The organism is Methanosarcina sp. UBA411 (genome assembly GCF_002495725.1).
Lineage (GTDB): Archaea > Halobacteriota > Methanosarcinia > Methanosarcinales > Methanosarcinaceae > Methanosarcina.
The window spans coordinates 87,655-96,071 of record NZ_DAGK01000021.1; the positions used below are offsets into that span (position 1 = coordinate 87,655).

General features: G+C 41.8%; 4 protein-coding genes. All 4 read right to left on the reverse strand.

All coding sequences use genetic code 11. From position 1 onward, the window contains the following. Positions 1-31 precede the first annotated feature (31 nt). Positions 32-1,666 (reverse strand): methylamine methyltransferase corrinoid protein reductive activase, encoded by a 1,635-nt coding sequence (locus BP861_RS08285; RefSeq protein ID WP_292374316.1) that lies wholly within the window; start codon positions 1,664-1,666, stop codon positions 32-34. A 456-nt stretch (positions 1,667-2,122) separates the two neighbouring features. Further along, complete coding sequence (mtaA, locus tag BP861_RS08290) at positions 2,123-3,157, reverse strand: methylcobamide:CoM methyltransferase MtaA (RefSeq protein WP_292374317.1); 1,035 nt, start codon at positions 3,155-3,157, stop codon at positions 2,123-2,125. 974 nt (positions 3,158-4,131) lie between these two features. Then, positions 4,132-6,027: a uroporphyrinogen decarboxylase family protein gene (locus BP861_RS08295; RefSeq protein WP_292374319.1), complete on the reverse strand. Its 1,896-nt coding sequence runs from the start codon at positions 6,025-6,027 to the stop codon at positions 4,132-4,134. An 829-nt stretch (positions 6,028-6,856) separates the two neighbouring features. Then, the gene (locus tag BP861_RS08300; protein ID WP_292374322.1) at positions 6,857-7,630 is read right to left on the reverse strand and encodes a helix-turn-helix transcriptional regulator; all 774 of its coding nucleotides are present in this window, start codon (positions 7,628-7,630) and stop codon (positions 6,857-6,859) included. Between the last annotated feature and the right edge of the window lie 787 nt (positions 7,631-8,417).

Below are 8,417 nucleotides of genomic sequence, written 5' to 3' on the forward strand. Positions count from 1 at the left end.
ATCAGTAAATCTCGCCTTTTATGCAGTTTCTTTAAAGGCCATTTATACCCAGGGCTGCAATATCCTTGAAATCTATTGCATTTATCGGACAAGCCCGCACACAGCGTCTACAGCTTGTTCCGAGGCAGTCCTGAGTACTGCAGCTTACAAAGGATCTTCCTTCTTTCTCGACGGTCACAAGGGCATTTTCTGGGCACTCTTCATTACAGCGTTTGCAGTTAAGGCATCCTTCCACAGGGACTTCAAGGGTGATTCCTATATCCTCTACAATCTCTATCGGAGCGTTGCCTGTTTCCTCTATATCCCTGGCTGCTCTTTTCTCCATTACGGCATTTTCTACGGGCTCCGGGAAGGGCGGATACTTATACATTTTCATATATTTTTTGTATAGTTTCATGCTCATCCCCTCGGTCCAGTAGGAAAGCTCGCAGGTATAGATGTTCTTGAAGGTCTCGCTGGTCGCCATCATTAGGTGATCGGCTTTTATAGTGCCGGCAAGGGCGATAATTTCGTCAAGCCTTGATTCATCCAGAAGAAGCTCTCTCGCAAGCGTAATGGAAGTATTTCCAAACTGAACGACTTTGTTTGAAAAATCCGGACAGGAACCTATTTTTCTGGCTTTTCTGCTATCTACGTATGTTCCAGATGCCCCAGACATATAGACGTTTTCTAGATCTTCGAAGGAGGCGCCTGCCTCAAGCAGGAGAGTTAGCTGCGCCGCACGAATTGCTCCTATAGCTTTTCCGGCTTCCGAAATATCATCATTGGTGATTTCGATGGAATCTCCCAGGATTAGCTTTCCATTGGGCAATTTAGGTGGCTGCTCCATCAGACCTGTTTCCATGGCAACGGCAATAACCGCAATTACACCTGTGCCCGTAATTCCTACAGCTTCGATTTCCCCTTTCTCAAGAATTTCTCCGGTAATCGGGTTTACAAGAGCTCCGGTTTTGCCTTCCATTTTTTCATCCAGAACCGTAAGCCGCCAGTATTCTCCTTCAGGGTTTACATCCGAAATCGCACCCGGACTTGCAATCATTCCACAGCTTATTCCTTGTCCTTCAATGGCGGGTCCTGCAGCCGCACTGCCTGTGATAATCCTATCCCCCACTTTTATTGCCATCTCCGCATTTGTGCCATAGTCCGTAACAATAGAAATTTCTTTCTGGTTCAGAAAATCGGTTTCTATCATCATTGCCAGGGCATCAGCTCCGATTTCGTGGGCAATTGCAGGAGGTATAGTAATCTCACAGTTCGGAAGATCCAGAACGCCTTTGAAGAGTTCGTTTGCCGGAAAGACCCTTGCACTTCTGTCCACATTCTCTACTCCAAGCCGCCGTTGCATATTTTTTCCGGCAAAGGCGAGATCTCGGATTTCCGAGTTTTGGAAGAGAGAAAGCTGGATAGGATTTCCACAAACCACGATTTTTCGGATGCAAGCAGGTTCTACGTCAAGGGTTTCGATTATCTTCTTCACTGCATCCAGTATGATATTGTTTGCAATATCTTCCCCTATTTCCAGGGCAAAGTCCAGATGATCTATAACATTGCCTCCAGGAAGAGGATGTCTCATTGTCATTGCGGTTCTTACGACTTTTCTTGTCTCCAGGTCTATAAGCTGCGCTCTAAAGCCGCTTGTTCCCAGATCAAGTGCGATCCCATACATTTTTTTCACTCCACACAGGCTTGAAAATTAAAGTTATTGAAGCCTATCCGCGATCAGACTGTTATGAACCGGATAGGACTTAAATCAGTGAAATGAGCTGCGCAGTATTCTCACGTTGATTAATCCTTTTATAATTTAATTTAGACGTAAAAATATATAACATAATTTGGGGTTTATTGTGAAGGAGTTTTATTTTCAATAGGGTATTGATTTTTTAGGGGGCATTGATTTTCAATAGAGTATTGATTTTCGATAAAGCATTTATTTCGTGGAGGGTTAATTTTTCAGGGGCATTGACTCTGTAGAGATCAACTTCATAAGCACGGATTTATAAAGAATCGCAAAGGGAAAAACAGAATAGCAAAGGGGATAAAAAGAAGAAATCGCAAAGAGAATAAAGCCTGTAGTGCTGGCAGGAATGAAAAAGACTAGAATTCTAATCAGAGCAATTAAAAATTATTTATTATAAAATTCATCTCTGGCATCAACAAGCGCTCTGAGATTCGCAAGAGGAGTTCTCGGGGCAATCCCGCAGCCCGGAGCAAGTATATTGATTCCACCTTCCAGGCATTTCTTTGCCTCGTTTTTGACTTCCTCGCAGGTTCCTGTAAGCAGAACCCCTGATGAGGAAAGATTTCCTATAAGACTTACTTTTTTCCCAATAAGCTTCTTTGCAGCAGGCAAATCAGTAACCTTCTCTTCTATGCTAATTCCGTTAAACCCGCATTCAGAGAGCATTTTGAGGATTGATGTGGAATTGCCACATATATGTATAAGCTTCATTCCTTTTCCGACTCTGTAGAAATGTTCATACTCGGGCTTTATTAGGGAAGCTAGATGCTTCGGGTCCAGCATGTCAGGACCTGCTATTCCATCAACTATGCAAACCGCGTCTGCTCCGGCTTCGGACAGTACAGCAGAATATTCTGAACAGGCAGTTCCTGTAACCTCAAGACATCTCCGGATCAATTCGGGTTTTTTCATTACCCAGGTAAGAAAGTTATATGTCCCAAGCAGCCTTGAAGCCAGAGAAGCAGGCCCTTCTATGCCCGCAATCAGAGGAACTTCTTCTCCTACCCTTTTTCGGAGGGTAGAAGTTACATCAACAAGGAGCGGTATCCGTCCCCTATCCGTAAGATCTGAGGGAAGCTCCAGGCTTTCTGCATCCTCTGCAAAAGGCCGAGTTCGTGGGAAAGGCTGAACATCACGTCTTCCCTGATTAATACTGCATCCCATAGCTTCAGAAAGTACAGTTAGACAGAAAGGATAGCGTACAGCCTCAAGCCCTGCAAATTTATGGGCTGCAAGGGCAAGATCTGCCATTTTATCAGCGTTAAAATTAGCTTCAGGCCAGGCTGCCCCACTTTTTCCCATAAGTTCTAAAGTGCCGGTCTGGGTTACCGACAGAGCAGGTACTTTATCCACAGCTTTGCCTTTCAGGACATTAAGAAAACGATCTTTCAGGTCGGGATCTGCCATAAAATCTGCCATTTAATTTTTTTATGACGTTAAGCCTTTGTAACTTTTTCTGTAAGCTAATACAAGCAGGATCGCGTTTATATTTTTCATTTAAAATATCTGTGAACTAGTTATATAAATTAATTCGCATATGCGACATTTTTTCTGAAGATAATACGTCTTCAGCCCATTATCTGATCCTGTAGAAACAAAAATCTAAAACCAAGATTCAAAGGAATCCTGTCAAATAAAGTTTGTAGAAAAAACTAATCGATTCACAAAGTGATGGAGAAAACTTTATGAAAACTTGCAGAAAACAAAATATGAAAAAAGTTCCTGTATCTTTCATGAAGTGAGGTATCTTACCATTAACGATTGGATTGCTGCCCTTTCTCCTGCCTGGAGGGTTACGGCAGTTTGGGGGCATACCAATCTTTTGAAGTACTTCGGGATCCTAAGCATTTTCCAGCTCTTAAAATGGCAAAAAGAGCCTGATAGTGCTTTGATCCTGAATTTTTTGGTTCATAGCCCCTTCTTGCCTGGAGGTTTGAGGCTTAGAGCATTGAACCTTTTTCGTGGATTTAGACCTTCCTTTTCCTAAGTCACACTAAAATGGCAAAAGTGTGTTCTGAGGAATTCTTAGGTCTATCTACTTTTTAGGTTGGGATAACAATGCCTTAGAGAGGGAGAAGCATTGTTATCAGCGTGATTTATCTAATATTTCAGGATATTATGGAATGTGGAGATTTATGGAATGTGGAGATCCCATTTATTCCTATTTTTCCTGTCTTACAGGTTTAACTTAAAGTTCATGTGGAAATAGTGGAGATTTTCGTTGGACTTACTTCTAGAGATCTAAATTTAATTAAGTTGGTACAAGTCTTATTCTTGACATATACGGGAAATTCCTGAAATGTAATTAAATAAAAGAAAGGACGGAATGTTTTGTCCGTCCTTTCAAGCAGCAATATTCACATTGCTTTTTTGACTGAATGACATCAACGGGTTTATCCGATAATCTTCTTGAAGAGTTCCGGACCTGTCTGTGCAGCGGTATAGGTCTGGGCGGCAACGGTGTCGCACGGGCCCTTTGGCGGCACTTCGCATCCAGTAGAGATCACATACTTGGACTGCATGCCATTCTCTTTGAGAGTGTTCAGGACGCTCTCCTGAAGGGCAACGGTGTCTGCCTTCATCTTCTGGATACCTTCGGGGCTGTTATCAAGGAAAACAACCGGGCTGACTTCACCTGCGAACATGACGTCTTTGCCGTAGTTCTCAATAAGGTACTTGTGGTCCTTTGAGCCTTTGTTTACCTTGTCGGGATAGAAGGTATAGCTGTAGTATTTGGTGTCCCACTTTTTGATCAGATCCCAGTGAGGAGCATCTGCACAGTTGTGGATAACCATTGGCTTGTTGTATTCCTTGTAGAGCGGGGCGAAGACATCCTGCATGACCTTACCTTCTGTCTTCATGTATTCATCTGCACTGAGAATAACATTGTTAGTCCAGAGCGTTGCCAGACAGAGATTATCGGGCTGGGCTTCTTCGAACATCATCTTGGCCATTTCCTTGCAGTACTCTGTGGTCTTCTCGAGACCTTTGAGTACTACTTCAGGGTTTGTCCTGAGGTCGGAGAGGATACGGGTTGCTCCCATGATCTGGGTCAGGGCTACTAGTGGACCTTCGAAAAGGGCGGTGACAGGTGCGCCAATTTCCTTTGCCTTCTCAGTTGCAAGCTTATTGCCTTGGATCAGGTTGTAGGCACGGGTGCCTTCCTTGATTTCTGGGACTTCGATTTTCTCGTAGTCTTCAAGGTGGCCAGTAGCTGCAGGTGTGTCTTCTTCAGGGACTCTAATAGTTGCACCGAAGTCGCTTGCAACCACACAAAGGTCAGTAAGGCCAACGAAGTTGTCAATGTTGAAGTACTTGGTACCTGCAACTACACTAGCTGCATACTTCTCGGCTTTTGTGGAGTAATCTGCATAAGTGCAGGGCACAAACTTCCTAGAAAGACCGCAGATGAGAGGTGCTATCGGGAGCCTGTCTACCTTCTTGTCCTGGAAAGCGGAGACGAACCTTTCCTTCTTGGTCATAGTCTCATTGAACTTGGGTACAACTGAATCGTACTCTGCGAGGATCTTCTCAGCTGTGACGAGTCCTATGTCGATTTCTTCCTTGGCACTCTTCTTTGCGAGAATTTCTTTGTACTTCATCTTGCTTGCTACAACTGCGGAATCGTTCCACGCATCGGCAGGAAGTGAGCTGACAAGAGAGGTAAGGGTATCGACCGCTCCGCTGGCGTCACGGGAGGTACCGTCTGCTCCGATGGATTCTGCATATTCATTTGAAACAGGTGCACCGCCTACCATAACCACAAGTGAATCTCTTATACCTTCTTCCTGAAGCTGTTCGATAACAGTTTCCATTCCGCCCATTGTGGTGGTCATCAGGGTGCTCATGGAAATTGCTGCCGCTTTATTTTCTTTTGCAGCCTCTGCGAATTTTCCGAGTGGCACATCGACACCGAGATCGATCATATTGAATCCAGCTGCAGTCATCATTGTCTTAACGAGGTTCTTTCCTATATCGTGGACGTCTCCTTCAACAGTACCTATGATGACGTTCTGGGGACCAGCGCTTGCGTCGACCTTCATGTGAGGGGTCAAGATTTCCATTCCTGCATACATTGCATCGGCTGCAAGAAGAAGACTTGGCACGAATGCTTCTCCCTTTTCATACTGGTCACTGACAATGTTCATACCCTTTGCGAGGCCGTCAACAATTGCTTCATATGCGTCGAGTCCCTCGTCAAGAGCTTTCTGTGCAAATTCTTCTGCGAGGTCGTCATCTCCTTCGACGACAGCATCAGCTAAAGCGTTTAATATTTCTTCTTTTGCCATATTAAACCTCCATTTTTTAGGATTAGAAAGGTTCTGGAATCCCGTTTTTACTGCTTCAGGAAGGGTTACTTAAAGGTGGTTCCTTCCTCTATTTCCATAGATCTCCTGATGTCTATCCAGCAGCTGTTTTCTCTAACCTGATGGTCTTTCTTCAGTGCGCCTGAAAAAAGCCTTTTTTCATCTCTGGATCTTCATCTTTCTGCTATGGTTTACATTTAGATATTATTCCCTCACTAATATATAGCATAGCCGATACCGTTTTTGTAAAATCTGTGAATATTAGTCCTGCTCTTATTTTTTGGCGTTTCTTTTTTTGTGCGTGTATTTATGTTTTTCAGGCATCTCATTTTTAGGATACTACTATCTATGGCAGAGGGATTTTTCGGGAGAGGGTAGGAAGATTTGTAAAAGGGGCTTTTAGGTGAATCAGGAAAATTAGTTAACCAGGAAATTTTAGGGTAAAAGAAAATCGTTAAATGAAGGCTTTTTAGGAAATGAATGAGAAAAATCTGTTCTTGCCAAATAATCAGGCTCAAGTAAAATAGATACCTTCAAAATAACTCAACCTTGAAATATTTGGGGGTACTGTTTTTAGTGTACGAATCAATCTTATGGGGCATGGGATCAATTCTGTAATATAAAAAGAAATTGATATAGTGAAATTAATAACACCGGAGAAGGGAAAACTTTCGATAGCATTGAAGTTTATGAATAATCTCGAAAAAAGAGGAAAAAGTCGAATAAAACCAGGTGAAAACTATCTATTTTGAATTGTTGGCGGGGCGCCATATCAGCTTCTGGTATTGCAATTGAATGCACAACTTTTTATTTAATTTACTTTTTCGGAAAGTCCTATGTAGTAATCAGCAAGTTCGTTTCCCCATTCAATAGCGCTACTGTTGAAGCTCATGATGTTTCTGTGGTCAAACTCTCCTTCCTTTCCGAAAAGTTTCAGCATCATAAATTCATTTGAAATTATGAAGGAAGAAGGCTTTATTTCTCCTCTGTAAATATAAAGTGAAACATTGTTTTTAAGCAGCAACCGATATTTATCTTTAAAATCATTCTTTAGTCTGAGGTACACCTTTTCATCCAAAATCAGATCTACTTCTGCCCCGTTCTCTGCACAGGTTGCCTGAATTGAGGGGCAATCAGGGCAAAAAAATGAGTAAAAGCTCCTTAACCTCTGGGACCTGAATAATATGCCTTTCAGATCTTTTGGAAATTCAAAGAGGTGATCAAGGTCAGGCTCATTCAGTTGACATTTTCCCAGCATGTACATTTTCTTTATCAGATGCTCAGGAATTGGTCTTCTGTCGTGCTTTGACCAGAAGTCCTTATTTCCCTCAAAGACCTGAAGAAGGTCAGTTAGGGGCAGCATTTTCTTACTAATTATTTCTCCGATGTCAGAGAGTTCATAAATGTCCCCTTTCTGGACAATCATATCCATATCTTTCAACTTTTTTAGCTGTGGCATTATGGATAATCCGCCCCCGTGAAGTCCTTTTTTGATCTCATCGACACTTTTTGGTCCTTTTGCCAATAAGATCAAAATTTCCTTTCGTTTTTCAGAAAAAAAGATCAAATCTACAAGTTCACTCATAATATCAACTTCCACCGTCGTAGTCGGGATAACTATTTAAACCAATTCCTTGCAGCATTAAGTCTTTTTTATACCGCAGCGATTAAAAATTGCACATAGGCCAATTAATACAGGAACCTTCAGGTTTTCTGTTTTCTGCAATCATCCATATAATGCAGGTTTCAATAGTAAGACAACGACTCCAAATTATTTGGTAACGGGAATTTCTCCCATCTCTGGGATTATCAACTCTATATAAATAACTCTATATAAATAGCTCTATATAAATATAATTGGCAGATTTTATACAAAGGCCTTTATATTTTTAGAGGTCTTGGTTTTACACGTGGCCTATTTTTTTCAGGTACATGTTTTTCAGACCACTTCGATTTTCTGGGGCTTATTCTTTTTATCCAGTCCCAGAATTTTTTCCTTTGATAAAAAAGAAAGCCGTTGAGTAATAATCATTAAGCTAAGAATACCTTTGAGAATCAAGCATTCTGAAAAGAAAAACGCAAGTTTCCTTCATGAGAATCCTTGGACATTTACTTTTCAGGAGCACTTTAAAATGGCAAATTTGTGTCCCCTTAAATGTTTTTTCTTTTTTATTTTTAGGAGGTAGATACCAATGCATTTGAGAGGGATTTGCATTGTTATCATCGCGATATCATTTTTTGGGGATAATTTCGTCTATTCTGAGTACGTTTCTTGCTGTTTCTGTGGCCGCTATTATTGCAAGTTTTTTTACTGCTGCCGAATCGTATACCTCTGGTCCTTTTTCGGTAACTTTTCCTGAAATGTCTATTCT